Consider the following 26,692-nt stretch of genomic DNA (forward strand, 5'->3'; position numbering starts at 1 on the left):
CAAGTTCACTCAAGCGGATAGAGTGAGAACTTAAAGTGATTTATTAAGAGTAAGATTTTTTTGGTATTACCGGGACGTATCTGCTGACGATTCAAGCAGGGAAGGAAGGAGGTGGAGAGTCGATCTGTAAGCCGGGTTCTGTCGAGGACAGTCATTCCTCTACGACGGCCATCACTGGACGCCTTTAGCAACCTACCCGGTTCCGACGCGGGCCACGCCGTATGGAACCCTATTTGGTCTTGCTCCGAGTGGGGTTTACCTAGCCACGAACTGTTACCAGTCGCGCGGTGCGCTCTTACCGCACCTTTTCACCCTTACCGGCACCGAAGTGCTTAGGCGGTTGTTTTCTGTGGCACTTTCCGTAGGCTCGCGCCCCCCAGGCATTACCTGGCACTCTGCCCTATGGAGCCCGGACTTTCCTCCCCCCTCTTTTGCGGAACAAAAGAAGGCAGCGACTGTCCAATCGACTCTCCGCCGACAAGGTTAACGGCACAAGCGCCCAAGAACAAGTGACACAATGAACTATGTCACTTTGCCACTACTGCGCCTTTTGTTTTTCCAATGCCACCTGATAGAGCAGGTTCTTGCGCACACCGGTGATTTCCGCCGCCAGCGCAGCCGCACGCTTGAGTGGCAGCTCCGCCAGCAGCAGGTCCAACACGCGCTGCGCTTCGCTGCCGATGGCCTGCTCATCCTCGGGAGCACTCCAGCCGCCCACCAGAACCACGCACTCTCCACGCTGTTGGTTGCTGTCGCCTGCGACGAAGGCTCGCAACTCACCCAACGGCAACCCCTTGAGCGTCTCGAAGGCCTTGGTCAGCTCACGGCCCAGCACCGCCGGGCGCTGCGCGCCGAATACCGCTTCCATGTCCTCCAGGCACTCGAGGATACGGTGCGGCGCCTCGTAGAAGATCAAGGTACGCGGCTCCTCCTTGACCTGCTCCAGGCGCGCGCGACGGCCAGCCGCCTTGGCGGGCAGGAAACCTTCGAAGATGAACCGGTCCGACGGCAGGCCGGCCGCAGACAACGCGGCGATCAAGGCGCAAGCGCCCGGCACCGGCACCACCTGCACCCCGGCGGCGCGCGCCTGGCGCACCAGATGGTAGCCGGGGTCTGAAATCAACGGCGTGCCCGCGTCGGACACCAGGGCCACGTCATCACCGGCCAGCAGGCGAGTGATGAAGCGCCCACCCTCGTCGCGCTCGTTGTGCTCATGGCAGGCGGCCAGAGGCGTATCGATGCCGAAGTGCTGGAGCAGGCGCACCGAGTGACGGGTGTCCTCGGCGGCGATCAGCGCCACGTTGGCCAGCACCTTGAGGGCCCGGGCACTCATGTCGTCGAGGTTGCCGATTGGCGTGGCGACCACGTAAAGCGTGCCCACCGTGGATTTCGAAGCCCCTGCACCATCAGTCACTGCGCATACCTGTCATGTGGATCAAAGGCGCCATTGTAGCCCGAGCGCCCGCAACAACGCGCAAAGAACTTCGCCGGCAAGCCCCGCAAGGCGACCTATATTGAAGGATCAACGTCAGCGACATCGCACCCCGGCCGACGCTTGGGTACAATTGCCGGCCAACTTGATCGAGTAATAGGACTTTTACATGATCGCTTGCCTGCGGCTGTTCACAGCCCTCTGCCTGGCTGCCCTGCTGGCAGCCTGCGCCAGCTCGCCCTCATCCAGCCTGGGCGAACTGCCACGCACCCCGGATGCCAGCATCGAGCAACTGCTCGACAAGGCCGCCACCAGCAAGTCCGCTGAAGATGCCGCCCTGCTGCGCCTGAGCGCCGCCGACCTGGCCTACAAGCAGAAGGACTACCCACGCGCCGCACGCATTCTCGAGCAGGTCCCGCTGGACTCGCTCAAGCCTGCCCAGCAGGTGTTCGCCAGCACCCTCGCTGCCGAGCTCGCCATGAGCCGCAACCAGCCCAAGGCCGCCCTGACCGCCCTCGCCCACCCGAGCCTGCAGCGCCTGGGCGAACTGCCGCAGGAGCAGCAGGCACGCACCTACAGCGTCCATGCCGCCGCCCTCGAGGCCGATGGTCAGGCACTGGCCGCCGCCCAACAGCGCGTGTTGCTCGCGCCTCTGCTCAGCGACCAGGCTGCTGCCGCCAACAACGACTCGATCTGGGCATTGGTCGCCTCGCTGCCGGCCGAACAGCTGCAACAGCCCGCCGCCAACGAAACCCTGGCCGGCTGGACCAGCCTGGCCCTGGCGGTGAAGAGCGCCGGCACCCTGGAGCAGCAACAGGCCGCCATCGACACCTGGCGCAACCAGCACCCGGAACACCCTGCCGCCAAGCAACTGCCCCTGGCCCTGGTCAAGCTCAAGGAGCTGGCCAGCCAGCCGCTGACCAAGATCGCCCTGCTGCTGCCCCAGGAAGGCCCGCTGGCCGGCGTCGCCCGCGCCCTGCGCGACGGCTTCATGGCGGCCCACTTCCAGGCCCAGCAATCCGGTCAGCCGGCTCCTGCCGTACAGGTGTTCGACAGCTCGCGCCTGACCTCGCTGGACGATTTCTACCGCCAGGCCCAGGCCGCCGGCGTGCAGCTGGTGGTCGGCCCGCTGGAAAAACCACTGGTGAAGAAGCTCGCGGCCAACCCGCAACTGCCGATCACCACCCTGGCACTGAACTACGCCGATGCCGGCCAGAAAGCACCACCCCAGCTGTTCCAGTTCGGCCTTGCCGCCGAGGACGAAGCCCGCGAGGTCTCGCGACGTGCCCGCGCCGATGGCCTGGTCCGCGCCGTAGCCCTGGTACCGAGCGGTGAGTGGGGCGATCGCGTGCTCGCCGCCTTCCGCCAGGATTGGGAAGGCCATGGCGGCACACTGCTGGCCGCCGAACGCATCGCCCAGCCGGTCGCCCTGGCCCAGCAGATTGCCGAGCTGTTCCAACTGCGCCAGAGCGAAGGTCGTGCCAAGAGCCTGCAGAGCACCGTTGGCGGCAATATCGCCGCGCAACCGTCGCGTCGCCAGGACATCGACTTCATCTTCCTCGCCTCCACCCCACAGCAGGCCCAGCAGATCAAGCCGACCCTGAACTTCCAGTACGCAGGCGATGTGCCGGTCTACGCCACCTCCAACCTCTACAGCGCCAGCGGTGACGTGAACCAGTACAACGACATGAACGGCATCCGCTTCTGCGAGACCCCCTGGCTGCTCGACAGCAGCAACAGCCTGCGCCAGCAGGTGGTCCAGCAGTGGCCCCAGGCGGCCGGCAGCCTCGGCCGCCTCTACGCCATGGGCGTGGACGCCTACAGCCTGGCCCCTCGCCTGGGCCAGCTGAAGGCCCTGCCGGACAACCGCATCGAAGGTCTCTCCGGCAGCCTGACCATGAGCCCCAGCCAGCGCGTCGAGCGCCAACTGCCCTGGGCCGAGTTCTCCGGTGGCCAGGTCAAGCGCCTGCCGGACACCCCACGCTGATGCCCGACGCATCGCCTTCCAGCGCAGGTCTTGCCGCGGAAAACCATGCCCTCGAATACCTTCGAGGACATGGCCTGCGACTACTGGCGCGCAATTGGCGATGCAAGGGCGGTGAGCTCGATCTGGTCATGCTCGACGCCGATACAGTAGTATTCGTCGAAGTCCGCTACCGGTTGCATGCGGCCTTCGGCGGCGCCGTCGGCAGCATCGACAGACGCAAGCAGAAGCGACTGGCGCTAGCCGCCAACCTGTTCCTGCAGAAGGAGCCGCGCTGGGCCAACCAACCCTGCCGCTTCGACGTTGTCGCCCTGCAGGGCAGCCACCACGCGGGCCAGCCGCTGCAATGGCTGAAAAACGCCTTCGAATGCTGAACCCATTCCGATTTTTTAGCTCTATGTTTCGCGGGCTGGTTCCTGTCGCGCGTCGCGTCGGCCACCGCCCCACTTAAGGTCACACCAGATGGACATGCAATCCCGAATTCGCCGGCTGTTCCAGGCCAGCATCGATACCAAGCAACAGGCGATGGACATCCTGGCACCCCACATCGAGCAGGCCAGCCTGGTCATGGTCAATGCGCTGCTCAACGAGGGCAAGATGCTTGCCTGCGGCAACGGCGGCTCGGCCGGCGACGCGCAGCACTTCTCCTCGGAGCTGCTCAACCGCTTCGAGCGCGAGCGCCCCAGCTTGCCGGCCATTGCCCTGACCACCGACAGCTCGACCCTGACCTCGATCGCCAACGACTACAGCTACAACGAAGTCTTCTCCAAGCAGATCCGTGCCCTGGGCCAACCGGGCGACGTGCTGCTGGCGATCTCTACCAGCGGCAATTCCGCCAACGTGATACAAGCGATTCAGGCCGCGCACGACCGTGAAATGATCGTCGTGGCACTGACTGGGCGTGACGGCGGCGGCATGGCCTCGCTGTTGCTGCCTGAAGATGTGGAGATCCGCGTGCCGTCGAACGTCACCGCGCGAATCCAGGAAGTCCACCTGCTGGCGATCCACTGCCTGTGCGACCTGATCGACAGCCAACTGTTCGGGAGTGAAGAATGATCCCCAAGCGCCTTGGCCTGATGGCCCTGACCCTGTGCCTGAGCATCTCCGGCTGCAGCTCGGTACTGACCTCGGCTCGCAATTCGCCCATCGAGGATGATCGCGGCACCCGCACCATCGGCAGCAAGATCGACGACTCGCTGATCGAAACCAAGGTCTCGGTGAATATCGCCAAGGCCAACGCGGACCTCGACAAAGGCTCGCACATTGTCGTCAGCAGCTACAACGGCATCGTCCTGCTGGCCGGCCAGACCCCGCGCGCCGACCTCAAGAGCCTGGCCGAACAAACCGCAGGCCAAGTACAGCGGGTCAAGAAGGTGCACAACGAACTGCAGGTCATGCAGCCCTCTTCGATCCTGGCGCGCAACAATGACGCCTGGCTGACCACCAAGATCAAGGCACAAATGCTTGGCGATGCCAACGTACCAAGCACGCGCATCAAGGTGATCACCGAGAACGGCATCGTCTACCTGCTGGGCCTGGTGACCCAACAGGAAGCCAACGCCGCCACCAACGTGGTCCAGGGTGTGTCGGGCGTGCAGAAGATCGTCAAGCTGTTCGAATACATCGATTGATACCCAACTGCATCGCCGGCTTGCCGGCGATGAGGCCATGACTGGCAACAACAGCGTTCAACCAAAACCCAGGAAGTACCCATGAAGAAGTCCCTGCTGTCCGTCCTTGCAATCGGCGCCTTCGCCGCCCTGGCCGGCTGCTCCACCCCGAGCCAGATCACCCTCAACGACGGCCGCGAATTCCAGACCACCGACGCCCCAGAATACGACGCCGATTCGGGCTTCTACGAGTTCGAGCAACTGGACGGCAAACGCACCCGCGTCAACAAGGACCAGGTGCGCAGCATCAAGGATCTGTAATCACAGGCCCCGCGACACAAAAAAGGCGATCCATCCGGATCGCCTTTTTTGTTTACTTGACCACTTTGAGGCTGGGCCGGCCACTCGGGCGCGGTGGCTCGGGCGGGCCATCGTCATCCGGCTCGACGCTTTCGTCGTCCAGATCGTCGCCGCCCATCAACGGCGGCTCCAGCTCGAACACCATGCCCTGGCCATTCTCCCGGGCATAGATGCCCAGGATCGCGCCCACCGGCACGAACAGCGAATGGGCCACACCACTGAAGCGACCTTCGAAGCTCACGGCGTCGTTATCCATGTGCAGGCTGCGCACGGCATTGGGGGAGATGTTCAGGACGATCTGGCCGTCACTGGCGAATCCCTGGGGAACCTGGACAGCCGGATATTCAGCGTTGACCAGCATGTGGGGGGTGCAATCGTTGTCGACGATCCACTCGTACAGCGCTCGAACCAGATAGGGGCGACTGGAGTTCATCAACGGCTCCTTAAAGCTTGCGCATTTCACGTTCTGCAGCGGACAGGCTCGCCTGGAAAGGCTCGCGGGCAAACTGCCGCTCCATGTAATCCAATAGCGGCTTGGCCTGCCGCGGCAATTCGATACCCATGACCGGCAACCGCCACAATATGGGTAATAGACAACAATCGACCAGGCTTTGCTCCTCACTCATGAAGCAGGAGAACTCGCCGAACAACGGCGACACGCCTGTCAGGCTTTCGCGCAGCGCCTTGCGCGCCTCGGCACGCGCCGCATCCGTGCTGCGCGGGTCGAGGATGGTGTCCGCCAACACGCACCAGTCGCGCTGGATGCGATGCATCAGCAAGCGGCTGTTGCCCCGGGCCACCGGGTAGACCGGCATCAAGGGCGGGTGCGGGTAACGTTCCTCGAGGTACTCCATCACCACGCTGGGCTCGTAGAGCGCCAGGTCACGATCGACCAGCGTCGGCACACTGCCGTAAGGGTTCACTTCGACCAGCTTGGGCGGCAGACGACCGGGGTCGACGTCGACAATCTGTACACTGACGCCCTTCTCGGCGAGAACAAGGCGTACCCGATGAGAATAATGATCAGCGGGGTCGGAATAGCAGGCTAACCTGTTGGTTGCGCCCATGTAGCGCCTCCTCGCATGGGGATGCTTGTGAAACTCCAAATGCAAACGCGCCCTGGAGGACCCCGACGCAATCGCGAAGGGGCGCCCCAGGGCGCGTTCAACTACCAGAAACTACTGCGTGATCAGTGCACGTCCTTCCAGTATTCGCGCTTGAGCAAGTAGGCGAACACGAAGAAGAAAGCCAGGTACAGCAACACATAGGTACCGATGCGCTGGCTTTCCAGTTTGACCGGGTTGGCCGAATAGGCCAGGAAGGTCACCAGGTTCTTGACCTTCTCGTCGAACTGCTCGGTCGTCAGGGTACCGGAATTCGGCTCGATGGTCAGCTGGTCACAGGCTTCATGGGTCAATGGGCTGCCGGTCAGCGGGTCGAATTGCTTCTTGCCGTCGACCACAGTCTGCACTTGCTTGCAGCCGATCACCTGGTTGCCTTGCAAGCCCACCAGCACGTTAGGCATGCCGACGTTCGGGAACACCTTGTTGTTCACCCCATAAGGACGCGACTTGTCCTCATAGAAGCTGCGCAGGTAGGTGTACAGCCAGTCGGTGCCGCGCACGCGGGCGACCAGGGTGAGGTCCGGCGGCGCCGCACCGAACCAGGTCTTGGCATCGTCGGGCTGCATGCCGATCTTCATGTGGTCGCCAATCTTGGCCCCGGTGAACACCAGCTTCTCGAGCATCAGCTCGTGCGGGATGTCCAGGTCGTCGGCGACCCGCTCGTAACGCTGGAACTTGGCGCTATGGCACCCCATGCAATAGTTGGCGAAGGTACGCGCACCGTCCTGCATGGCGGCCTTGTCGGTGAGGTCGATATCGACCTTGTCCAGCACCGGGCCGTGCTCGCTGGCGGCAAAGGACAAGGCGGGCATCACTGCCAGGAACAATACTGCTATTAGCTTTTTCATCAGCCAGTCACCCTTTCCGGAACCGGTTTGGTCTTCTCGAGCCTGGTGTAGAACGGCATCAGGAGGAAGTAGGCGAAATACAGCACGGTGCAGACCTGCGACAGCAAGGTCCGACCCGGCGTCGGCGCCAGTACGCCCAGCACACCCAGGATCATGAAGGCCACGCAGAACACGAGCAGGAAGATCTTGCTCAGCCAGCCCTTGTAGCGCATGGAGCGCACGGGGCTGCGGTCAAGCCAGGGCAACACGAACAGTACGGCAATGGCGGCGCCCATGGCGATGACGCCGAACAGCTTGTCAGGGACGGCACGCAGGATCGCGTAGAACGGCGTGAAGTACCATACCGGCGCGATGTGCTCGGGGGTCTTGAACGCGTTCGCCTGCTCGAAGTTCGGTTTCTCCAGGAAGTAGCCACCCATTTCAGGGAAGAAGAACACCACGGCGCAGAACACGAACAGGAACACCACCACCCCGACGATATCCTTCACGGTGTAGTACGGGTGGAAAGGAATGCCATCGAGCGGCACGCCGTTCTCGTCCTTGTTCTTCTTGATGTCGACGCCATCGGGGTTGTTGGAACCCACCTCATGCAGCGCCAGGATGTGCAGCACCACCAGGCCCAGGATGACGATCGGCAAGGCGATCACGTGCAGGGCGAAGAAGCGGTTCAGGGTGATGCCCGAGATCAGGTAGTCACCACGGATCCACTGGGTCAGGTCGTCGCCGATCACCGGAATGGCACCGAACAGCGAGATGATCACCTGTGCGCCCCAGTAGGACATCTGGCCCCAGGGCAGCAGGTAGCCCATGAACGCCTCGGCCATCAGTGCCAGGTAGATCAGCATGCCGAACAGCCAGACCAGCTCGCGCGGCTTCTGGTACGAGCCATAGAGCAGCCCGCGGAACATGTGCAGGTACACCACGATGAAGAACGCCGAAGCACCGGTGGAATGCAGGTAGCGCAGGATCCAGCCGTACTCCACGTCGCGCATGATGTATTCGACCGAGGCGAACGCCTCTTCGGCCGACGGCGTGAAACTCATGGTCAGCCAGACGCCAGTGACGATCTGGTTGACCAGCACCAACAAGGCCAGGGAGCCGAAGAAGTAGAAGAAGTTGAAGTTCTTGGGCGCGTAATACTTGCTCAGGTGGTCTTCCCACATCTTGGTAGCGGGGAAGCGAGCATCAATCCAGTCCATGAACTTGCTCATCATGCGTTCTCCTGATCGACGCCGATGACGATGATGTCATCCGACTCGTACGAGTGCGGAGGCACTGGCAGGTTGAGAGGTGCCGGCTGCGCCTTGTAGACGCGACCAGCCAGGTCGTAGTGCGAACCGTGGCAGGGGCAGAAGTAGCCCCCCACCCATTTCGGCCCCAGGTCGGCGGGCGCCACTTCAGGACGGAACGTGGGCGAGCAGCCCAGGTGGGTGCATAGACCGACCAGCACGAGGATCTCGGGTTTGATGGCGCGGTTCTGCGGATCGACATAGGTCGGCTGCACCGACGACTTGGACTCGGGGTCGGACAAATCCCCGGTGATCTTCTTCAGGTTGCCGAGGATCTCCTCGGTTCGTCGCACAATGAAAACAGGTTGCCCCCGCCACTCAGCCACCATCTGCTGACCCGGCTCGACCTTGGCGATATTGACCTTCACCGGTGCACCTGCGGCTTTCGCCTTGGCACTGGGGAACCATGACCCCACGAACGGTACCGCAGCCCCCACTGCCCCCGCTGCGCCTACCACGGATGTGGCGGCTACGAGGAAGCGGCGCCGGCCTGCGTTGACGCCGTCATTGCTCATTCAGTCCTCTCCCATCAGCTGCTTTGGCCTGTTGGATCAGGCATCTACTTAGTAATGTCTGTGGCACTAAAAATTGGCCGCAATGGTAAGGAACAAGTCCACACACTGACAAGGTGATTACCCCCCGGTCGGGCTGCAACCCTCGCTTTGCTTGATCTGTGTCTATGCGGCAAGTCGTCACTGACATGCTGACAGGTTAGTTCAAGACATAAAAAAAGCCCGGTTCCAAATATGGAACCGGGCTTTTTTTCGACTGCCGAAGCGGTATTAACGCTTGGAGTACTGAGGACGCTTACGCGCTTTACGCAGACCCACTTTCTTACGCTCGACTTCACGAGCGTCGCGGGTGACGTAGCCAGCACGACGCAGGGCGCCACGCAGGGTTTCGTCGTATTCCATCAGCGCACGGGTGATACCGTGACGGATCGCACCGGCCTGACCGCTGACACCACCACCGGCGACGGTGACGTAGATGTCGAACTTCTCGACGGTCTCGGTCAGCTCCAGCGGCTGGCGAACAACCATGCGAGCGGTTTCGCGGCCGAAGAAGGTGTCCAGAGGACGGTTGTTGATGGAGATGTTACCAGTACCCGGACGCAGGAAAACGCGAGCGGTTGCGGTCTTGCGACGGCCAGTGCCGTAATTTTGAGTCGCCGACATAATGAACTATCCCGTTAGATCTTCAGTTCTTGAGGCTGCTGAGCAGTGTGAGGGTGAGCAGCACCCGCGTACACTTTCAGCTTGCGGTACATGTCGCGACCCAGCGGGTTCTTCGGCAGCATGCCTTTGACCGCAGTTTCGATAACACGCTCAGGGGCTTTGTCGATCAGCTTCTCGAAGCTGATTTCCTTGATGCCGCCTGGGAAACCGGAGTGGGAGTAGTACATCTTGTCCGAAGTCTTGGCACCAGTGACACGTACCTGCTCGGCGTTGATGACGACGATGTAGTCGCCGGTGTCAACGTGAGGGGTGTATTCTGGCTTGTGCTTGCCACGCAGGCGACGAGCGATTTCGGTAGCCAGACGACCCAGGGTCTGACCAGCGGCGTCAACTACGTACCAGTCGCGCTTTACTGTTTCCGGTTTAGCAGTAAAAGTTTTCATTCTCTAAAGCCTCAGAGGCCGCCCAGCGAAAAATAGACGGCGAATCTTACTGGATAGTGCACAGCTTGCCAAGGGCAAGCGCGCAGCCGCACACGGACGCTATTGGGGGCTCGGGTCGGCGCGTCCAATGTTCGACAAGGGTTCCTCCTGCATGGTGGTGCATCACTTCCGCCACACGGAGAGGGGCAGAATTATCCAGATTGCGCAAAAAATTTCAACCTGATTTGATGGCTTCATTTGCAAGGAGACGATGCCTGATGGAATACCGCCAGCTCGGCCGTACCGACCTCAACGTCAGCGCCCTGTGCCTGGGGACCATGACCTGGGGCGAGCAGAACGACGAGGCCGAAGCCTTCGCCCAGATCGCCCTGGCCAAGGCCAGTGGGGTCAATTTCATCGATACCGCCGAGATGTACCCGGTGCCTCCGCGCCCGGAAACCTACGCTGCCACCGAGCGCATCATCGGCAACTGGTTCCGCCGCCATGGCGATCGCGACGACTGGATCCTGGCCAGCAAAGTGGCCGGCCCAGGCAACGGCATCAGCCATATCCGCGATGGCCAGCTCAAGCACAACCGCCAGCACATCGTCGCCGCCCTGGACGAGAGCCTGCGCCGCCTGCACACCGATCGCATCGACCTGTACCAGCTGCACTGGCCCGAGCGCAGCACCAACTTCTTCGGCAAGCTCGGCTACCAGCACCTGCCGCACGACCACTTCACGCCGCTGGAAGAAACCTTGGAAGTGCTCGACGAGCAGGTGCGCGCGGGCAAGATACGCCACATCGGCCTGTCCAATGAAACGCCCTGGGGCACGATGAAGTTCCTGCACCTGGCCGAAACCCGCGGGTGGCCGCGAGCAGTGTCGATCCAGAACCCCTACAACCTGCTCAACCGCAGCTTCGAGGTGGGCCTTGCGGAAGTGGCGATCCGTGAACAGTGCGGGCTGTTGGCCTATTCGCCTCTGGCGTTCGGCATGCTCTCGGGCAAGTACGAAGACGGTGCCCGGCCGGAGCGTGCGCGTCTGACCCTGTTCAGCCGCTTCGCCCGCTACTCCAACCCGCAGACCGTGGCGGCCTGCAGCCGCTACGTACAACTGGCCCGGGCCCATGGCCTGGACCCGGCGCAGATGGCCTTGGCGTTCGTGACCCGCCAACCGTTCGTGACCAGCAATATCCTCGGCGCCACCAGCGTGGAGCAATTGCAGAGCAACCTGGACAGCCTGGCCCTGACCCTGAGCGACGAACTGCTCGCGGCCATCGAGGCGATCCATCAGGAGCAGCCCAACCCGGCGCCTTGAGCGCAGCCCCGTACCGCCCTCTTCGCGGGTAAACCCGCTCCCACTGGGCCTCGCTGCCCTTCTGGCCTGTCGGGCACTTGTGGGAGCGGGTATATCCGCCAAGGAACCCGCGCGGTATGCCAGGGTAGACACAACCGCCAAAAAATAAGACGATCCAGCCGGTGATTGACCACTCTACCCTATAAGAACAATGACAATGATGTTCACCCAACCCTCCGCGTCGCTGCGGCGCGTCAGCATCCTGGCCATCGACAAGGTGTTCGCTTCGACCCTCATGCAGGCCAAGGACTTCTTCCACCTGGCCAGCCTGCGCTACAGCAAGCAATTGGGCCTGGGCCTGCAACCGATGTTCGACATCAGCCTGGTGAGCCCGGACGCCAAACCCGTGGACAGTTTCAGCAACGTGCAGGTGCCGGTCGATGGTGGCCTGGGTGATGCCGACGTGATCATTCTCCCGGCGTTCTGGGAAGACTTCGACATCTTGCAGCAACGCTACCCGCAGGTCCTGCCGTGGTTGCGCGAACAGCACGCCCGCGGCGCCGTGCTGTGTGGCGAGGCCAGTGGCGTGTTCTGGCTCGCCGAGGCCGGCCTGCTCGACGGCAAGGAGGCGACCACCTACTGGCGCTTCTTCAACAGCTTCGCCGAGCGCTTCCCGAACGTGCGCCTGAACCAGGACAAGCACCTGACCGATGCCGACAACCTTTACTGCGCAGGCGGCTCCACCTCGGCGTGCGATCTGTACATCTACCTGATCGAGCGTTTCTGCGGCGCCAACGTCGCCCGCGCCGTGGCACGGGACATTCTCTACGAGGTCCAGCGCAGCTATACCCCGGGGCGCATGGGTTTCGGCGGGCAGAAGCTGCACCAGGACCTGATCATCCTGCAGATCCAGCACTGGCTGGAGGAGCACTTCGCCGACAAGTTCCGGTTCGAGGACGTGGCGCGCAACCACGGCATGAGCATTCGCAACTTCATGCGTCGCTTCCAGAGCGCCACCGGTGACAAGCCCCTGCACTACCTGCAGCGCCTGCGCATCGAGACGGCCAAGGGCTTGCTCTCGAGCACCCGCAAGAGCATCAAGACCATCAGCTACGAAGTGGGCTATGACGATGCCAGCTTCTTTGCGCGGTTGTTCCGCCAGCATACCGAACTGTCGCCGAACCAGTATCGGCAGCAGTTCATGCAGGAAGCCTGAAACAAAAAAGGCCGCTTCGCCCCCCAATCGCCGGCCAGCCGGCTCGCACAAGTCCAGCGCAGAACTTGTGGGAGCCGGCTTGCCGGCGATTGGCCGCGAAGCGACCCCTTTTCACCCAATCAAGGCTTGTGCGCGCGGGACAGGAACTCGTGGGACTGCATCTCCAGCAGGCGGCTCAAGGTGCGCTGGAACTCGAAGCTCAGACGCCCGCCCGTGTACAGGTCCTTGAGCTCCACCTCTGCCGAGATGATCAGCTTCACGTTCCGGTCGTAGAACTCGTCGACCATGTTGATGAAACGGCGGGCGATATCGTCGGTGGTCACCCCCATCTGCTCGACATTGCTCAGCAGCACGGCATGGAAGATCTTGCCCAGCTCGATGTAGTCGTTCTGGCTGCGCGGGCCGTCGCACAGGGCGCGGAAGTCGAACCAGGCAACGTCGTCGCAGGTGCGGATGGCCTGGATCTCGCGGTTCTCGATCACCAGCACGTCGTTCTCGACCGCCTGGGTGCACTCGGGTGTCAATGCCCGGAAGCTCTGGCGCAGGCTCTCGTGAGCGGCATCGTCGAGCGGGTAGTGATACAGCTCGGCCTGCTCCAGGTGGCGCAAGCGATAGTCGACGCCGCTGTCGACGTTGACAACTTCGGTGTTCTGCTTGATCAGGGCGATGGCCGGCAGGAAGCGCGCGCGTTGCAGGCCGTCCTTGTACAGGCCATCGGGGACGATGTTGGACGTCGCCACCAGGGTCACGCCGTTCTTGAACAGCTCTTCCATCAAGGTGCCGAGGATCATGGCATCGGTGATGTCGGAAACGAAGAACTCGTCGAAGCAGATCACCTTGGCTTCCTCGGAGAAGCGCTTGGCGATAATGGTCAGCGGGTTCTTCTCGCCCTTGAGGGTCTTCATTTCTTCGTGCACACGCTTCATGAAGCGGTGGAAGTGCGTACGCATCTTCTGCTTGAAGGGCAACGCCTCGAAGAAGGTGTCGACCAGGTAGGTCTTGCCTCGCCCTACCCCACCCCAGAAGTACAGGCCCTTGACCGGCGCCTGTTCCTTCCTGCCGAACAGCTTGCCGAACACGCCCGGCTTGTTGTTCTGCGCCGCCAGCAGGTCGTCGTACAGGCGCTGCAGATGACGCACCGCAGTTTCCTGCGCCGCATCATGGAAGAAGTCGGGACGTTTCAGATCTGCTTGATATCGTTCGAGGGGCGTCATGATTCGTTAGCGAGGCAACAAAAAACGGGCCGTCACTGTAGCGACAGGCCCGCATAATGGCAATTGGCGTTGCGGCGAATTGCCTCAGCCCTGCTGCGGCGCCAAGGCCTCGTGCAGGCTCTGGATGGCCGAATCACGGGCCTCGACGCTATCGAACTGCGGCCCGTCGGCAACCTGCTCGCCGTTCAGCCAGAGCGAGAAACCCAGGCCTTCGACGCGCACATCGGCGTCACCGCCCTGCTGCAGCTGCTTGCTCACGGCGCCGGCGCTCTTGCCATCGGCGAAGCGGCGCGAAAGCAGCAATTGCTCGCCATCGGCGGCCAGCAGGCGGAAGCGGAAGCTGCCGTCTTCATCACGGAAGCTGACGAAGCGGGCGCTCTTGGCAGCCTTCTTCTTCACTTCGGTGGACACCTGCACGGCGGTGCGGAAGGAACGCAGGCCAACAGCTTCGCGCAGCTGCTCGAGGAACGGCGTGGCGATCTTGCGGGCCTTGGCGGCACCAGCCAGGAGAATGTCTTCCAGGTCCGAAGGGCGAGCGATCAGCTGGTGGTACTGCTCGCGAGGCCCGGCCAGCTGGCCGTCGAGCAACTGGAACAGGCGCTGCTTGGCCTCGCCCCAACCCAGGCCCTGCAGCAGCTCTTCGCGGAACTCGGCCGACTGCGCCGGGGTGGAGAAGGCCTGGAATAGGGTGAACAGGTGGGAGGTGTCCGGATCCTTCGGCTCGCCCGGGGCACGGGAATCGGTGACGATGCGCGAGATCGCATCCTTCATGTCCTTGGCGCTGGTGAACAACGGGATGGTGTTGTCATAGCTTTTGGACATCTTGCGGCCATCCAGGCCCGGCAGGGTGGCCACGCTTTCCTCGATCACAGCCTCCGGCAGGGCGAAGAAGTCCTTGCCCTGGCCGAACAGGTGGTTGAAGCGCTGGCCGATGTCGCGGGCCATCTCCACGTGCTGAATCTGGTCGCGGCCAACCGGCACCTTGTGGGCATTGAACATCAGGATGTCGGCGGCCATCAGCACCGGGTAGCTGAACAGCCCCATGGTCACGCCGGCGTCCGGGTCTTCGCCGGCCTCGACGTTCTTGTCCACGGAGGCCTTGTAGGCATGGGCGCGGTTGAGCAGGCCCTTGGCGGCCACGCAGGTCAGGAGCCAGGTCAGCTCGGGGATCTCGGGGATATCGGACTGGCGGTAGAAGGTGACCTTGGCTGGGTCCAGGCCGCCGGCCAGCCAGGTGGCGGCGATTTCCAGGCGCGAGCGCTGGATACGCAGCGGGTCGTCGCACTTGATCAGGGCGTGGTAGTCGGCCAGGAAGTAGAACGAGTCGGCGCCGGGCTGCTGGCTGGCGAGGATCGCCGGGCGGATGGCGCCGGCGTAGTTGCCCAGGTGCGGGGTGCCGGTGGTGGTGATACCGGTGAGGATGCGCGTAGTCATGGGTTATCGCTTGATCAGGCTTGGCTCAGTTCGAAAGACGCGGCAGCACCAGATCCTTCAGATCGGTCAGCTTGCCATGGAAGAAGTGTCCGCATTCTGCCACTTTCAGCAGCTCATGGGGGCGCGGCAGCTTGTCGGACCAGTCGTATACCAGCTGTGGGTCGACGACTTCGTCGGTTTCCGGCTGCACCACGGTCAGCGGGCAACGCTGGGGCAGCGGGAACTGCTCGCTCAGGCGCATCACGGCCGGGGCAATCATGAACAGATGCTGCAGCTCGACGGCATCGACCTCCAGGCGACCGGCCAGGCTGGCGGCGACGAAACCGCCGAACGAGAAGCCCATCAGCACCAGCGGCAGGCCAGGATGCTTGGCACGCAACCAGGTGGCGGCGGCCTCGGCATCGGCGACTTCGCCGGCGCCCATGTCATGGCTGCCAGCACTCTGGCCCACGCCACGGTAGTTGAAGCGCAAGGTGATGTAGCCGGCATCGCGGGCAGTGCGCTGCAGGGTCGAGACCACCTTGTTGAGCATGGTACCGCCCTGCACCGGGTTCGGGTGGCAGATCAGCACCGCACCGCGGGCATCGGCCACATCCAGGTACAAGGCTTCCAGCTGGCCGCAGGGACCATCGATGAACAAGGGGGTTTCGCGGATAAGCAAGGCACAACTCCGTGACCTCGGGAAGGGTCGACTCGTCTAGCTGAAGAATTCTGTTCTGATTTGCGATCGCTCGCGGTATACAGCGCAGGTCTGAGCCGTTAACGTAAAGCAAAGCCGTTTATAGAGGAAGGACTCGTGGAACTCTCGCTCCTTGTTTGGTTGTTGCCGACCCTGGCCCTCGTCGTCGGCGTGGTGGTCGGCTTCGTCGTGGCCCGCCTGCTGCCCAACGCAGCGCCCAGCAATACCCAGCGCCAGCTGGATGATATCCAGCAGCGTTTCGACAATTACCAGAATGAAGTGGTCACCCACTTCAACAGCACTGCAGCCCTGGTCAAGAAACTGACCCAGAGCTACCAGGACGTACAGGACCACCTGGCCGACGGTGCCAACCGCCTGGCCCTGGATGACCTGACCCGCCAGCGCCTGCTGGCCGCGCTGCACTCTGAAGCCGCGCAGGGCCCACGTGACCGCCTGACCCCGCCGAAGGACACCGCCGAGGTACCACGCGACTACGCGCCCAAGGCACCGAACTCGCCGGGCATGCTCGACGAGAGCTACGGGCTCAAGCGCTGAACATCGAAAAGGCCTCGCAAGAGGCCTTTTTCATTGATGCCGCCGGGCGGGCTACGCCCTCGCCTCAGCAATACCAGGGCGCCATACGCTCGCCCACTCCATACCGCTCCCTCGCCTGCGCCAGCACCTCCTCACTCAACCGCCCCTGCCCGACCAGGCTGTACAACGCTCCCATCACCACGCTGTACCGGTCCACCTCAAAGAAGCGCCGCAATTGCGGGCGGGTGTCGCTACGCCCGAAGCCGTCGGTGCCGAGGGTCATATAGGGCGCCTGTACATATTCGGCAATCAACTGCGGCCAGGCCCGCGCATAGTCGCTGGCCGCGACCACGGGCGCATCACCGGCCAGGCAACGGCTTACATGGCTTTCCTGCCCACCGCCGTGCCCACGTACCGACGCACGCTGCGCATCCCGCGCCTCGCGGGCCAGTTCGCTGTAGCTGGTCACGCTGAACACCTCGCTGTCGACCTGCCATTCGGTGGCCAACAGCTCACTGGCGGCGACGACCTCGCGCAGGATTGCACCCGAGCCCAGCAGCCGCACCGTGCCACGCGACTGCAGCGCGTGCTGGCTGGCGAACAGGTACATGCCGCGCAACACATCCGCATGCTTGCCCTCGGGGAGCGAAGGCTGTGGGTAGTTTTCGTTCATCACCGCCACGTAATGGAACTCGTCCTGCTGTTCCACCAGCATGCGCCGGGCGGCATGGTCGAGGATCACCGCCAGCTCACCGGCAAAGCAGGGGTCCCAGGCTCTGCAATTGGGGACCAGCGCCGCCATCACCAGGCTCGAACCGTCTTGGTGCTGCAGCCCTTCGCCACCCAAGGTGGTACGCCCGGCCGTGGCGCCCAGCAACAGGCCGCGAGCACGCTGGTCCGCGGCCGCCCAGATCAGGTCGCCGACCCGCTGGAAGCCGAACATCGAATAGTAGATGTACACCGGCAGCATGGGCTCACCATGCACCGCATAGGACGTTGCCGCAGCCACCCACGAGGAAATCGCCCCAGCTTCGGTGATGCCCTCCTCCAACAACTGACCGTCCCTGGCTTCCCGGTAGGTCAGCAGAGAACCTGCATCCTCCGGCTCATAACGTTGCCCGCAGGACGAGTAGATGCCGATCTGCCGGAACAGGCTGGCCATGCCGAAGGTACGCGCCTCGTCCGCGACGATGGGCACTACCCGCGGCCCCAACCCTGGCGCCTTCAGCCAATGCCCAAGCAGGCGCACCGCCGCCATGGTGGTGGACATCTCCTTGCCCTGGGCCTGCAGGGCGAAGTCGCCGAAGGTTGCCAGGTCAGGCACCGGCAGTCGGGGGCAATCGCTGCGCCGTACAGGCAAAGGCCCACCGAGAGCCGCACGGCGCTGGTGCAGGTACAGCATTTCCGGGCTGTCGTCTGCCGGGCGATAGAAGCGCAACTGCGCCACCGCTTCGTCCGATAACGGCAGGTGGAAGCGATCACGAAACGCCAGCAGCGCCTGGACATCCAGCTTCTTGGCCTGGTGCGCGGTCATCCTTGATTCGCCGGCACTGCTCATGCCGTAGCCCTTCTTGGTCTTGGCCAGGATCACCGTTGGCCGGCCCTTGCAGGCCTTGGCCGCAGCGTAGGCCGCATGCAACTTGCGAAAATCGTGGCCACCCCGTTTGAGGGCGTTGATCTGCTCGGCGCTCATGTGCGCCACCAGCCGCTGCAGGGCCGGGTGCTGGTTGAAGAAGTGCTCGAGGTTGTAGGTGCCGTCCTTGGCGCCGAGGGTCTGATACTGCCCATCCGGCGTCGCGGCCAGCTGGCGCAGCAGCACGTGCTCATGGTCGCGGGCGAACAGCGGGTCCCATTCCGAGCCCCAGAGCACCTTGATCACATTCCAGCCGGCGCCACTGAACAGTGCCTCGAGTTCCTGGATGATCTGGCCGTTGCCGCGTACCGGGCCATCCAGCCGCTGCAGGTTGCAGTTGACGATGAAGGTCAGGTTGTCCAGCCCCTCACGCACCGCCAGGGTCAAGCCGGCGATGGATTCCGGCTCGTCCATCTCGCCGTCTCCGAACACGCCCCAGACATGCCGCGAGTCTGTGTCGGCCAGGCCGCGATGCTGCAGGTAGCGCATGAAGCGCGCCTGGTAGATTGCATTGAGCGGGCCGATGCCCATGGAGCCGGTGGGAAATTGCCAGAAATCGGGCATCAGCCAGGGGTGTGGATAGGAGCACAGGCCATTGCCAGTGACCTCCTGGCGATAGTTGGCCAGTTGCGCCTCGCTCAGGCGCCCTTCGAGAAAGGCACGCGCATAGATGCCCGGTGCCGAATGGGGCTGGAAGAACACCAGATCGCCGGTGCGCTGTTCTCCACCGCCTTCGCCGCGGAAGAAATGCTGGAAGCCGACCTCGAAGATCTCCGCAGCCGAAGCGTAGCTGGCGATATGCCCACCCAGGTCCCCATAGGCGTGATTGGCTCGCACCACCATGGCCAGGGCGTTCCAGCGCAGGATGCCGGTGATGCGTTCGTCCAGTTCCAGATCACCGGGATAGGCGCCCTGCTGCTCCACCGGCAAGGTGTTGCGGTAGGCGGAAAACGGCAGGGCATCGCGCGCCAGGCCCAGCGCCAGGGCATGGCTCTGCAGGCGCTGCAACAGGTAGCGTGCCCGCGCCGGGCCGCAATGGGCCAGCGTGGATTCGAGTGCATCGCACCATTCAGCCGTTTCGGCCGGGTCGCTGTCCAGGTCGACATCTTGAGCCGAGGATGGCTCGTTCGGGTTGATCATTGCCACCATCGGGTGTCCCCTTCGCAGAACAAACGCATCACTGTCTGATTTCGCGGTCCCACAGCGTTCAGCGTTGCCCCGAGAAAGCACAGGCCTTCAACGCCTGGGCGATATCGGCGACCAGGTCCTCGATGTCCTCCAGGCCCACCGACAGGCGCACCAGGCCCTCGGAAATGCCATGGTGGGCACGCTCCTGCGGCGTATAGCTGGAATGGGTCATGCTCGCCGGGTGCTGGGCCAACGACTCGGCGTCGCCCAGGCTCACGGCGCGGCTGAACAGTTGCAGCGCATTCATGAACCGCCGCCCCGCCTCGATGCCGCCTTTGAGTTCGAAGGCGATCATCCCACCGGGCAGGCGCATCTGCCGCTGGGCCAGCGCATGCTGAGGGAAGCTAGGCAAGCCTGGATAGTGGATCAGTTCCACCTGGGGCTGGCGCGCCAGGTACTCGGCCAGTTGCTGGGCATTGCTGCAATGGCGCTCCATGCGCAGGGTCAGGGTCTTCATGCCACGCATCAGCAGCGAGGCATCATGGGGTGAGAGCACCGCACCGGTCATGTCCTTGAGCCCTTCCAGCCGGATTCGGTCGATCAACGCCTTGCGCCCCACCACCAGGCCTGCCGTGATATCGCCATGGCCGCTCAGGTACTTGGTGGCCGAATGCACCACCAGATCGGCGCCGAGCTCCAGCGGGCGCTGCAGGTAGGGCGTGCAATAGGTGTTGTCGACCACGATAGGGATGTCATGCCCGCGCACCGCGTCGGCCACGGCTGCGATATCGACCAACTGCATGTTGGGGTTGGCCGGGCTTTCGAAATAGATCATCCGTGTTTTCGCCGTGATGGCCGCCTTCAGGGCGCTTTCGTCGTTGAGGTCGATGTGGCGGATCTTCACGCCGAACTCGCCGATGCCGTGGTGCAGGTAGGCGAAGGTGCAGCCATACAAGGTGCGCCCGACAATCAGCTCGTCGCCCGGGCGCAGCAAGGTCCATAGGGTCGAGGTGATGGCGCCCATCCCCGACGCCAGCGCCAAGCCCGCCTCGCCGCCCTCCAACGACGCCATGCGCTGCTCGAGCAGGGCCAGGGTCGGGTTGGAGATGCGGCTGTAGAAATGCCCGCTCTCCTCCCCGGCGAAACAGGCAGCACCGTATTCGACGGTCGGGAAGGCGTAGGTCGCGGTCTGGTATACCGGCGGCACCAGTGCGCCGCCATGGGACAACGGGTCGTAACCATGGTGGATGGCCCGCGTGGAAAAACCGGTCTTGTTATCGCAGTCGCGCATGGCAACAGCCTCTGGTGGTTTGTTATAAGCTTATGCCACCAGGCGGCGGGTATTTTTCCAAAATCGCCCACGCACCCACAGGTTTTTTGGAATAAAAACAACAATCACAACAATAGGAGGGCAAGACATGCCTTCGACCCTGGACCGCACCGACCGCGCCCTGCTCGCGGCCCTGCAAGACAACGCCCGCCTCACCGTCGCCGAACTGGCCGACCAGGTTTCCCTGACCACCTCGCCCTGCTGGCGGCGCGTCAAGTTGCTTGAGGACAACGGCTATATCACCGGCTACCAGGCCATCCTTTCGCCCAAGTCACTGGGCTTCGGCGTCACGGCCTTCGTCAGCATCATGATGGATTCGCACACCAAGGAAATGGCCCTGGCATTCGAAAAGCGATTGCTGGAGATCCCGGAGATCGTGTCTTGCCACAACATTTCTGGGCGGTATGACTTTCTCCTGGAGATATTGGCGCGGGACTTGGAGTCGTTTGGGGAGTTCACCCGGGAAGTCTTGCAGCGGTTGCCGGGTGTGAAGGAGATCTATTCGAGTTTTTCGTACAAGGCGGTGAAGGAAAAGCGGGTCATACCGGTGACGGAAGCCCATATCTAATCCCCTATAACGACCGCCAAGCTACAAAGAACTTATAGCTTGGGGGCTACGCCACATGGCCATCATTTGTTGGTCATGGAAAGTCATGCGGTATATTAATGAGCGGCTTAGGGACAGGAGGGTAAATTTCTGGGTATATCTTTATCCTTCTACATCTCTTACATGCCTCACCCTCCTGAAAACCGAGTCAATTTCCGCCCTAATCAATGAAAAACGTCCTACATCACAGAAGGATTTTTCCCACATAGAATAATCAGATCTGGGCGCCCTTAATCGACAATAATTCATCGAGCACAAACGGCCAGTCAAAAAAAATAGATTACGGGCTCCCCATGAAGCAATTAGCAGTGATGACCATGTTCTTGTTATGTGGATGCAGCGCGAAATGCCCATGATTCTCCCAGACAAGCAAGATATCCATTTCCAGTGCAATATGGACCCCTACAAGCAAGGCTGCGAGCGGCAGATGGATTATCAAGAGCATTTTCGATGGATCAAAGACCCTACAGCTTGAAGCGGGTAACACGGCCTGGAAAGCAGAAAGGTGGCTGAAATTCAGCCCATAAGAAAAGAACACCCGCCTTGGCTCAAGGGCGCACATTCAAGCAGTTGGCCCGCTACGCCTCCCATCGCGGGACAAGCCCGCTCCTACAAGGAGCTCGCTCACCTTGAGGGTTGTGTGATCCTGTCGATGGGCTGCATAGCAGCCCCTTGGCGGGGTGCTATGCATGAGCGGAACAACAGGATCATTGCCCGCCCCCACAAGATCGGCGCTACGCGCCTGCTCTCGCTCTAACAGCGCAGCCCGGCTCGCGGGACGTCAATGATGAGCGGCCTGGGCCTTTTCCAGCACTTCGATACGCTGGTTCAGCTCACGTACCGACTCGATCAGCGGGCCCACCAGCTTCTCGTAATCGACCGTCAGCAGGCCATCCTTCTCATGCACCAGCTCGGGGTATACCTCTTTCACATTCTGCGCAACGACACCGATGTCCTCGCGCCCCGACGCCTTCCACTTGAAGCGCACACCATGGATCTTGGTCAAGGTGTTGGTCGAGTCCAGCAGGGTCTCGACATTGGTCTTCAAGCGCTCATCGCTGAACGGGCAGCACTTGGCGCCGAGGTCGGCGTAGGCAGTGCTTGCAACGGTACCGGAAAGAGCGAGTAGCGCAATGGAGACGACTTTCTTGAGGGACATGAATTTTCCTACACGGATTGTTTATTTGCCGCGCAACGATGTCGCAGCGAGGCAACGCGCAAAAGCTGGCTTTTCAACAGCACCCTGGGGAAAACAGCCAAATGCAAAAAAGAAAACCCCGCCGAAGCGGGGTTTTCCATTGACGCATCGCAGATCAGATCGCGCCGCGTTTGCGCAGCACATCCAGCACCTGCTTGACGCCTTCTTCGACGCTGGTGACCTGGGTGTCGATCACCAGGTCCGCGTCCAGCGGCACATCGTACGGGAAGCTTTCGCCCGGGATGTTGTCGCCACCAGCAGCATAGAGGCCTTGCGGGTCGCGCTCACGGCAGGCGATCGGCGATGCCTGCACGTAGACGGTGACCAGGCGCTCCTTGCCGATCAGTGCCTTGGCCTGCTCGCGGCCTTCGGCGTCCGGCGCCACGAAGGCGGCCAGGGTCAGCATGCCGGCTTCGTTGAACTGGCGTGCCACATGGGCGGCACGACGCCAGTTCTCGGTACGACCGGCGCGGTCCTGCGGCAGGCCCTTGTTCAGGTCATGGCGCAGGTTCTGGCCGTCGAGCACGTATACCGCACGGCCCATGTCGAACAACTTGCGTTCGACGGCATAGGCCAGGGTGCTCTTGCCCGCGCCGGACAGGCCGCTGAACAGCACGGTGGCCGGCTGCTGGCCGAAGCGCAGGGCACGTTCCTCGGTGGAGACGTGAGCCAGCTTGCCATGGTGGCCGGTGCTGCCGTGCGGCAATACGGGCGGCGCGATGATCATGCCGGCGCCGACGGTGCCGTTGGTCAGGCGGTCGATGACGATAAACGCGCCGGTGGTGCGGTTGCTGTCGTAACCGTCCAGGGCGATCGCGGCGTCCAGGCTGACCTTGACGCGGCCGATCTCGTTCAGTTGCAGCGCACTGGCAGCGCCCTGCTCCAGGGTATTCACATCCACCTTGTGGGTGATGCTGGCGATAGAGCCCGGCACGTAGCTGGTGGCGCGCTTGATGTCGTACTTCTTGCCCGGCAGCATCGGCTCCTCGGCCATCCACACCAGCATGGCGTCGAACTGGTCGGTCACCGGTGGGACGTTGTCAGCATGCACCAGCAGGTCGCCACGGGAAATGTCGATCTCGTCTTCCATGGTCAGGGTCACGGCCTGGCCTGGCCCTGCGTTTTCCAGCTCGCCTTCGAAGGTAACGATGGACTTGACCCGGCTGCTCTTGCCCGACGGCAGCACGACCACTTCGTCACCCTTGTGCACGATGCCGCTGGCGATGGTGCCGGCGAAACCGCGGAAGTTCAGGTTCGGGCGGTTGACGTACTGCACCGGGAAGCGCAGGTCGGTGAAGTTGCGATCGGCCGCCACTTCCACGGTCTCGAGGATTTCCATCAGCGCAGGGCCGGTGTACCACGGCGAACGCTCGCTGCGGTTGACCACGTTGTCACCCTTGAGCGCCGACATCGGCACGAAGTGCAGGCTCGATGGCTTGAGGTTGATGCCCTCGGCGAACTTCAGGTAGTCGGCCTTGATCGACTCGAAGACCTGCTCGTCGAAGTTCTTCAGGTCCATCTTGTTGACCGCGACCACGATGTGCTTGATGCCCAGCAACGAGGCGATGAAGCTGTGCCGGCGGGTCTGGGTCTGCACGCCGTAGCGGGCATCGACCAGGATGATCGCCAGGTCGCAGGTCGATGCACCGGTGGCCATGTTGCGGGTGTACTGCTCATGGCCTGGGGTGTCGGCGATGATGAACTTGCGCTTGGCGGTGGAGAAATAGCGGTAGGCGACATCGATGGTGATGCCCTGCTCGCGCTCTGCCTGAAGGCCATCGACCAGCAGCGCCAGGTCCACGTCCTCGCCGGTGGTGCCGACTTTCTTGGAGTCGCGGGTGATGGCCTCGAGGTGGTCCTCGTAGATCATCTTGGAGTCGTGCAGCAGGCGCCCGATCAGGGTGCTCTTACCGTCATCCACGTTGCCGCAGGTGAGGAACCGCAGCAGTTCTTTGCGCTCGTGCTGAGCCAGATAAGCGACGATGTCTTCGCTGATCAAATCGGATTGGTGCGACATGGAGTAACCCTGAGAATTAGAAATAGCCCTGACGTTTCTTGTCTTCCATGGAGCCTGCGCCATCGTGGTCGATGACACGGCCCTGGCGCTCGGAAGTGCGCGTCAGGAGCATTTCCTGAATGATGTCGGTGAGGCTGTCGGCCTCCGACTCCACCGCGCCCGTCAACGGGTAGCAGCCGAGGGTACGGAAACGCACCTTCTTCTTGACGATACGTGCCTTCTCCTCATCGGTAAGGTGCTCGAGGATGCGCTCGTCGTCGATCATGATCAGGGTGCCGTTCTTCTCGATGACCTCGCGCTCGGCGGCGAAGTACAGCGGCACGATCGGGATGCCTTCGAGATAGATGTACTGCCAGATGTCCAGCTCGGTCCAGTTCGACAGCGGGAAGACGCGGATCGACTCGCCCTTGTTGACCTTGCCGTTGTAGATGTTCCACAGCTCCGGGCGCTGGTTCTTCGGGTCCCAGCGGTGCTTGCTGTCGCGGAAGGAGTACACGCGCTCCTTGGCCCGGGACTTCTCCTCGTCGCGGCGGGCGCCGCCGAACGCGGCATCGAAGCCGTACTTGTCCAGCGCCTGCTTCAGGCCCTGGGTCTTCATGATGTCGGTGTGCTTGGAGCTGCCATGAGTGAACGGGTTGATGCCCTGGGCCACGCCTTCGGGGTTGACGTGAGTGATCAGTTCCAGGCCCATCTCCTCGACCATCTTGTCGCGGAAGCGGTACATCTCCTGGAATTTCCACTGGGTGTCGACGTGCATCACCGGGAACGGCAGCTTGCCCGGGAAGAAGGCCTTGCGCGCCAGGTGCAGCATCACGGCGGAGTCCTTGCCGATCGAGTACAGCATCACCGGGTTGTCGAACTCGGCGGCCACCTCGCGGATGATGTGGATGCTCTCCGCCTCCAGCTGTTTCAAGTGCGTCAGTTTGTCGACCATGGCTACTCACGAAAAACGATCTTATGGACGGCCAGCGGGCCGTGTTCGAGGCTGGCACTGTATCACAGCACTTGATTCTATTTAGGAGGCTGGATAGACCGAAAGAATCTAACGATATGACTGGGGGTTTGGGGGGGAATCGAGGCCCGCCAATCGCCGGCAAGCCGGCTCCCACCGGTCCTGCGCTGGTTTCAGCGGCACCGCCGTATCTGTGGGAGCCGGCTTGCCGGCGATTGGGCCGATGAAATCAGATCGGGTTCGGGCAGTCGATGAACAGGTGCTCCAGCGCAAAGCGCCGAGCCAGGTAGTCGCCCAGCGCCTGGACGCCATAACGCTCGGTCGCGTGGTGGCCAGCGGCGATGAAGCTGATGCCGTTCTCGCGGGCGCTGTGGAAGGTCTGCTCGGACGCCTCGCCGCTCAAGAACAGGTCGACCCCTGCAGCAATGGCGGTGTCGATGTACCCCTGCCCACCGCCGGTGCACCAGCCCACCCGACGGATCATCTGCTCGCCCTCGATCACCAGCGGTTCGCGCCCCATGACCTCCTGCACCCGCCGAGCGAAATCACGCGCCGACACCGGCTCGGCGAGCGACCCCACCAGGCCGACCACCTTGGGGTTGTCCGGGTCCAGCAGCCCCTCGACAGTGATATCCAGCTGGCGAGCCAGCTGCACGTTGTTGCCCACCTCCGGGTGCAGGTCCAGCGGCAGGTGATAAGCCAGCAGGCTGATGTCATGCTTGAGCAGGGTCTTGAGGCGGCGCTGCTTCATGCCGGTGATGCAGGGATTCTCGCCTTTCCAGAAGTAACCGTGATGCACCAGCACCAGGTCGGCCTCGGCCTCGACCGCGGCGTCGAGCAAGGCCTGGCTGGCGGTGACACCACTGACGATGCGGCTGACCTGCGGCCGGCCCTCGACCTGCAGGCCGTTGGGGCAGTAATCCTGGATCTTGGCGCTGGCCAGGTAGCGCTCGGCTTCCTCCACCAGGGTGCTCAGGGCGACGGCCATGGAAAATCTCCTCGAAATCTGCACGTTCGGTGGGCGCAACGCCCGTATAATGGCCGCCATTATGGGCCGTCGCCGGCTTCGGGGAAACCGGCTGCAATCGCCTGGGGATCCGTGCGTGGCATCGTCAGTCGCGGGTAAATCCGCTCCCACAGGGTCGATACACCCCGTGTAGGAGCGCTGCTACCAGTGTATGATCGCGCGCGCTCGCTCCCCGCTGCGT

The 26,692-nt window shown here is 62.6% G+C and carries 26 protein-coding genes and 1 other RNA gene; 9 read left to right on the forward strand and 18 right to left on the reverse strand.

The window, feature by feature from the left end; translation table 11 throughout:
- Positions 1 to 111: 111 nt before the first annotated feature.
- An RNA gene (gene rnpB / locus AC1MHZ_RS10010) (RNase P RNA component class A) lies at positions 112 to 471 on the reverse strand.
- 67 nt (positions 472 to 538) lie between these two features.
- On the reverse strand, positions 539 to 1,414 hold the full coding sequence (rsmI, locus tag AC1MHZ_RS10015) for a 16S rRNA (cytidine(1402)-2'-O)-methyltransferase (protein WP_084857265.1): 876 nt from the start codon (positions 1,412 to 1,414) through the stop codon (positions 539 to 541).
- Between the two features lie 187 nt (positions 1,415 to 1,601).
- Here rsmI and AC1MHZ_RS10020 point away from each other — a divergent pair, with 187 nt between their 5' ends.
- The 5 genes from AC1MHZ_RS10020 (at position 1,602) to AC1MHZ_RS10040 (ending at position 5,347) form a co-directional block, all read left to right on the forward strand.
- On the forward strand, positions 1,602 to 3,419 hold the full coding sequence (locus AC1MHZ_RS10020) for a penicillin-binding protein activator (protein ID WP_482966307.1): 1,818 nt from the start codon (positions 1,602 to 1,604) through the stop codon (positions 3,417 to 3,419).
- Positions 3,419 to 3,790, forward strand: a complete 372-nt coding sequence (locus AC1MHZ_RS10025) for a YraN family protein (protein WP_084857262.1) — start codon at positions 3,419 to 3,421, stop codon at positions 3,788 to 3,790. Before AC1MHZ_RS10020 ends, AC1MHZ_RS10025 begins: the two co-directional genes overlap by 1 nt.
- Positions 3,791 to 3,878: 88 nt before the next feature.
- Positions 3,879 to 4,472 carry a phosphoheptose isomerase gene (locus tag AC1MHZ_RS10030; protein ID WP_043207486.1) on the forward strand — a complete coding sequence of 198 codons (594 nt, stop codon included), beginning with the start codon at positions 3,879 to 3,881 and terminating at the stop codon, positions 4,470 to 4,472.
- Positions 4,469 to 5,047, forward strand: coding sequence for a BON domain-containing protein (locus tag AC1MHZ_RS10035; protein ID WP_084857260.1), 579 nt, complete (start codon positions 4,469 to 4,471; stop codon positions 5,045 to 5,047). Before AC1MHZ_RS10030 ends, AC1MHZ_RS10035 begins: the two co-directional genes overlap by 4 nt.
- Positions 5,048 to 5,128: 81 nt before the next feature.
- Positions 5,129 to 5,347, forward strand: coding sequence for a YgdI/YgdR family lipoprotein (locus AC1MHZ_RS10040; RefSeq protein WP_084857259.1), 219 nt, complete (start codon positions 5,129 to 5,131; stop codon positions 5,345 to 5,347).
- A gap of 52 nt (positions 5,348 to 5,399) precedes the next feature.
- Here the strand turns inward: AC1MHZ_RS10040 and AC1MHZ_RS10045 are convergent, their stop codons facing one another.
- The 7 genes from AC1MHZ_RS10045 to rplM form a co-directional block, all read right to left on the reverse strand.
- Positions 5,400 to 5,819, reverse strand: coding sequence for a ClpXP protease specificity-enhancing factor (locus AC1MHZ_RS10045; RefSeq protein WP_084857257.1), 420 nt, complete (start codon positions 5,817 to 5,819; stop codon positions 5,400 to 5,402).
- Between the two features lie 10 nt (positions 5,820 to 5,829).
- Entirely contained in the window at positions 5,830 to 6,453 is a 624-nt protein-coding gene (locus AC1MHZ_RS10050; RefSeq protein ID WP_084857255.1) for a glutathione S-transferase N-terminal domain-containing protein, read from the reverse strand.
- 122 nt (positions 6,454 to 6,575) lie between these two features.
- Positions 6,576 to 7,358: a cytochrome c1 gene (locus AC1MHZ_RS10055; protein ID WP_084857253.1), complete on the reverse strand. Its 783-nt coding sequence runs from the start codon at positions 7,356 to 7,358 to the stop codon at positions 6,576 to 6,578.
- Entirely contained in the window at positions 7,358 to 8,569 is a 1,212-nt protein-coding gene (locus tag AC1MHZ_RS10060; RefSeq protein WP_084857251.1) for a cytochrome b, read from the reverse strand. The genes AC1MHZ_RS10055 and AC1MHZ_RS10060 overlap by 1 nt, the downstream gene beginning before the upstream one ends.
- Entirely contained in the window at positions 8,569 to 9,162 is a 594-nt protein-coding gene (petA, locus tag AC1MHZ_RS10065; protein WP_084857248.1) for a ubiquinol-cytochrome c reductase iron-sulfur subunit, read from the reverse strand. Before petA ends, AC1MHZ_RS10060 begins: the two co-directional genes overlap by 1 nt.
- 267 nt (positions 9,163 to 9,429) lie before the next feature.
- The gene (gene rpsI / locus AC1MHZ_RS10070) at positions 9,430 to 9,822 is read right to left on the reverse strand and encodes a 30S ribosomal protein S9 (RefSeq protein ID WP_054893989.1); all 393 of its coding nucleotides are present in this window, start codon (positions 9,820 to 9,822) and stop codon (positions 9,430 to 9,432) included.
- Positions 9,823 to 9,836: 14 nt separating this feature from the next.
- Positions 9,837 to 10,265 (reverse strand): 50S ribosomal protein L13, encoded by a 429-nt coding sequence (gene rplM, locus AC1MHZ_RS10075; protein WP_043207468.1) that lies wholly within the window; start codon positions 10,263 to 10,265, stop codon positions 9,837 to 9,839.
- A gap of 257 nt (positions 10,266 to 10,522) precedes the next feature.
- Between rplM and AC1MHZ_RS10080 the strand changes: the two genes are divergently transcribed.
- A complete protein-coding gene (locus AC1MHZ_RS10080) occupies positions 10,523 to 11,563 on the forward strand; it encodes an NADP(H)-dependent aldo-keto reductase (RefSeq protein ID WP_482966308.1) in 1,041 nt (346 codons plus the stop codon).
- 298 nt (positions 11,564 to 11,861) lie between these two features.
- On the forward strand, positions 11,862 to 12,758 hold the full coding sequence (locus AC1MHZ_RS10085; RefSeq protein ID WP_172403018.1) for a GlxA family transcriptional regulator: 897 nt from the start codon (positions 11,862 to 11,864) through the stop codon (positions 12,756 to 12,758).
- Positions 12,759 to 12,877: 119 nt separating this feature from the next.
- Here AC1MHZ_RS10085 and zapE read toward each other — a convergent pair whose 3' ends face one another.
- From zapE to AC1MHZ_RS10100, 3 genes are all read right to left on the reverse strand, one after another.
- Complete coding sequence (zapE, locus tag AC1MHZ_RS10090; protein ID WP_084857244.1) at positions 12,878 to 13,972, reverse strand: cell division protein ZapE; 1,095 nt, start codon at positions 13,970 to 13,972, stop codon at positions 12,878 to 12,880.
- Between the two features lie 84 nt (positions 13,973 to 14,056).
- Entirely contained in the window at positions 14,057 to 15,406 is a 1,350-nt protein-coding gene (locus AC1MHZ_RS10095; protein ID WP_084857242.1) for a tryptophan--tRNA ligase, read from the reverse strand.
- 25 nt (positions 15,407 to 15,431) lie between these two features.
- Entirely contained in the window at positions 15,432 to 16,067 is a 636-nt protein-coding gene (locus tag AC1MHZ_RS10100) for an alpha/beta hydrolase (RefSeq protein WP_084857239.1), read from the reverse strand.
- A gap of 135 nt (positions 16,068 to 16,202) precedes the next feature.
- Between AC1MHZ_RS10100 and AC1MHZ_RS10105 the strand changes: the two genes are divergently transcribed.
- The gene (locus tag AC1MHZ_RS10105; protein ID WP_084857237.1) at positions 16,203 to 16,640 is read left to right on the forward strand and encodes a Z-ring associated ZapG family protein; all 438 of its coding nucleotides are present in this window, start codon (positions 16,203 to 16,205) and stop codon (positions 16,638 to 16,640) included.
- Positions 16,641 to 16,704: 64 nt separating this feature from the next.
- Here AC1MHZ_RS10105 and mdeB read toward each other — a convergent pair whose 3' ends face one another.
- Positions 16,705 to 19,401: an alpha-ketoglutarate dehydrogenase gene (gene mdeB, locus AC1MHZ_RS10110; protein WP_482966309.1), complete on the reverse strand. Its 2,697-nt coding sequence runs from the start codon at positions 19,399 to 19,401 to the stop codon at positions 16,705 to 16,707.
- Positions 19,402 to 19,459: 58 nt separating this feature from the next.
- Positions 19,460 to 20,671, reverse strand: a complete 1,212-nt coding sequence (locus tag AC1MHZ_RS10115) for a methionine gamma-lyase (protein ID WP_084857233.1) — start codon at positions 20,669 to 20,671, stop codon at positions 19,460 to 19,462.
- Between the two features lie 127 nt (positions 20,672 to 20,798).
- Between AC1MHZ_RS10115 and AC1MHZ_RS10120 the strand changes: the two genes are divergently transcribed.
- Positions 20,799 to 21,278, forward strand: a complete 480-nt coding sequence (locus tag AC1MHZ_RS10120) for an Lrp/AsnC family transcriptional regulator (RefSeq protein WP_465001743.1) — start codon at positions 20,799 to 20,801, stop codon at positions 21,276 to 21,278.
- 820 nt (positions 21,279 to 22,098) lie between these two features.
- Here the strand turns inward: AC1MHZ_RS10120 and AC1MHZ_RS10125 are convergent.
- The 4 genes from AC1MHZ_RS10125 to AC1MHZ_RS10140 all read right to left on the reverse strand — a co-directional run bounded on the left by AC1MHZ_RS10125 (position 22,099) and on the right by AC1MHZ_RS10140 (position 26,472).
- A complete protein-coding gene (locus AC1MHZ_RS10125; protein ID WP_084857229.1) occupies positions 22,099 to 22,476 on the reverse strand; it encodes a tail fiber domain-containing protein in 378 nt (125 codons plus the stop codon).
- A gap of 154 nt (positions 22,477 to 22,630) precedes the next feature.
- A complete protein-coding gene (gene cysN / locus AC1MHZ_RS10130) occupies positions 22,631 to 24,532 on the reverse strand; it encodes a sulfate adenylyltransferase subunit CysN (protein WP_480462297.1) in 1,902 nt (633 codons plus the stop codon).
- A 16-nt stretch (positions 24,533 to 24,548) separates the two neighbouring features.
- Positions 24,549 to 25,466 (reverse strand): sulfate adenylyltransferase subunit CysD, encoded by a 918-nt coding sequence (gene cysD, locus AC1MHZ_RS10135; RefSeq protein ID WP_084857225.1) that lies wholly within the window; start codon positions 25,464 to 25,466, stop codon positions 24,549 to 24,551.
- Between the two features lie 247 nt (positions 25,467 to 25,713).
- On the reverse strand, positions 25,714 to 26,472 hold the full coding sequence (locus AC1MHZ_RS10140; protein WP_084857223.1) for a Nif3-like dinuclear metal center hexameric protein: 759 nt from the start codon (positions 26,470 to 26,472) through the stop codon (positions 25,714 to 25,716).
- Positions 26,473 to 26,692 lie beyond the last annotated feature (220 nt).

Source organism: Pseudomonas sp. FA-1, from assembly GCF_056856075.1.

Bases quoted from the DNA above. Each gene is read 5' to 3' on its own strand.
- AC1MHZ_RS10095 (WP_084857242.1), bottom strand. From the start codon at position 15,406: ATGACTACGCGCATCCTCACCGGTATCACCACCACCGGCACCCCGCAC.
- cysD (WP_084857225.1), bottom strand. From the start codon at position 25,466: ATGGTCGACAAACTGACGCACTTGAAACAGCTGGAGGCGGAGAGCATC.
- AC1MHZ_RS10140 (WP_084857223.1), bottom strand. From the start codon at position 26,472: ATGGCCGTCGCCCTGAGCACCCTGGTGGAGGAAGCCGAGCGCTACCTG.
- AC1MHZ_RS10080 (WP_482966308.1), top strand. From the start codon at position 10,523: ATGGAATACCGCCAGCTCGGCCGTACCGACCTCAACGTCAGCGCCCTG.
- AC1MHZ_RS10120 (WP_465001743.1), top strand. From the start codon at position 20,799: ATGCCTTCGACCCTGGACCGCACCGACCGCGCCCTGCTCGCGGCCCTG.
- AC1MHZ_RS10040 (WP_084857259.1), top strand. From the start codon at position 5,129: ATGAAGAAGTCCCTGCTGTCCGTCCTTGCAATCGGCGCCTTCGCCGCC.
- AC1MHZ_RS10020 (WP_482966307.1), top strand. From the start codon at position 1,602: ATGATCGCTTGCCTGCGGCTGTTCACAGCCCTCTGCCTGGCTGCCCTG.
- zapE (WP_084857244.1), bottom strand. From the start codon at position 13,972: ATGACGCCCCTCGAACGATATCAAGCAGATCTGAAACGTCCCGACTTC.
- AC1MHZ_RS10060 (WP_084857251.1), bottom strand. From the start codon at position 8,569: ATGAGCAAGTTCATGGACTGGATTGATGCTCGCTTCCCCGCTACCAAG.
- mdeB (WP_482966309.1), bottom strand. From the start codon at position 19,401: ATGGTGGCAATGATCAACCCGAACGAGCCATCCTCGGCTCAAGATGTC.
- cysN (WP_480462297.1), bottom strand. From the start codon at position 24,532: ATGTCGCACCAATCCGATTTGATCAGCGAAGACATCGTCGCTTATCTG.
- rpsI (WP_054893989.1), bottom strand. From the start codon at position 9,822: ATGTCGGCGACTCAAAATTACGGCACTGGCCGTCGCAAGACCGCAACC.
- AC1MHZ_RS10115 (WP_084857233.1), bottom strand. From the start codon at position 20,671: ATGCGCGACTGCGATAACAAGACCGGTTTTTCCACGCGGGCCATCCAC.
- AC1MHZ_RS10125 (WP_084857229.1), bottom strand. From the start codon at position 22,476: ATGTCCCTCAAGAAAGTCGTCTCCATTGCGCTACTCGCTCTTTCCGGT.
- rplM (WP_043207468.1), bottom strand. From the start codon at position 10,265: ATGAAAACTTTTACTGCTAAACCGGAAACAGTAAAGCGCGACTGGTAC.
- AC1MHZ_RS10045 (WP_084857257.1), bottom strand. From the start codon at position 5,819: ATGAACTCCAGTCGCCCCTATCTGGTTCGAGCGCTGTACGAGTGGATC.
- AC1MHZ_RS10035 (WP_084857260.1), top strand. From the start codon at position 4,469: ATGATCCCCAAGCGCCTTGGCCTGATGGCCCTGACCCTGTGCCTGAGC.
- AC1MHZ_RS10030 (WP_043207486.1), top strand. From the start codon at position 3,879: ATGGACATGCAATCCCGAATTCGCCGGCTGTTCCAGGCCAGCATCGAT.
- petA (WP_084857248.1), bottom strand. From the start codon at position 9,162: ATGAGCAATGACGGCGTCAACGCAGGCCGGCGCCGCTTCCTCGTAGCC.
- AC1MHZ_RS10055 (WP_084857253.1), bottom strand. From the start codon at position 7,358: ATGAAAAAGCTAATAGCAGTATTGTTCCTGGCAGTGATGCCCGCCTTG.
- AC1MHZ_RS10050 (WP_084857255.1), bottom strand. From the start codon at position 6,453: ATGGGCGCAACCAACAGGTTAGCCTGCTATTCCGACCCCGCTGATCAT.
- AC1MHZ_RS10025 (WP_084857262.1), top strand. From the start codon at position 3,419: ATGCCCGACGCATCGCCTTCCAGCGCAGGTCTTGCCGCGGAAAACCAT.